1 pseudogene is annotated in these 490 nt (G+C 50.0%); it reads left to right on the top strand.

The window, feature by feature from the left end:
* Window positions 1–490, top strand: a pseudogene (locus tag D7W81_RS41500) (IS4-like element IS421 family transposase); the annotation flags it as partial.

The following is a 490-nucleotide window of genomic DNA, read 5'->3' as shown; positions in this document are numbered from 1 at the left end:
GCATACGAGTTCCGCATTGCTGACCGGGGATTCGGTTCGCGTCCCGAATGTATCCGCTCACTTGCTTTTGGAGAAGCTGATTATATCGTCCGGGTTCACTGGCGAGGATTGCGCTGGTTAACTGCAGAAGGAATGCGCTTTGACATGATGGGTTTTCTGCGCGGGCTGGATTGCGGTAAGAACGGTGAAACCACTGTAATGATAGGCAATTCAGGTAATAAAAAAGCCGGAGCTCCCTTTCCGGCACGTCTCATTGCCGTATCACTTCCTCCCGAAAAAGCATTAATCAGTAAAACCCGACTGCTCAGCGAGAATCGTCGAAAAGGACGAGTAGTTCAGGCGGAAACGCTGGAAGCAGCGGGCCATGTGCTATTGCTAACATCATTACCGGAAGATGAATATTCAGCAGAGCAAGTGGCTGATTGTTACCGTCTGCGATGGCAAATTGAACTGGCTTTTAAGCGGCTCAAAAGTTTGCTGCACCTGGATG

The sequence above is a fragment of the Corallococcus aberystwythensis genome (genome assembly GCF_003612165.1).
In the GTDB taxonomy this organism is placed as follows: domain Bacteria; phylum Myxococcota; class Myxococcia; order Myxococcales; family Myxococcaceae; genus Corallococcus; species Corallococcus aberystwythensis.
This window is presented reverse-complemented; position numbering and strand designations above follow the sequence as displayed.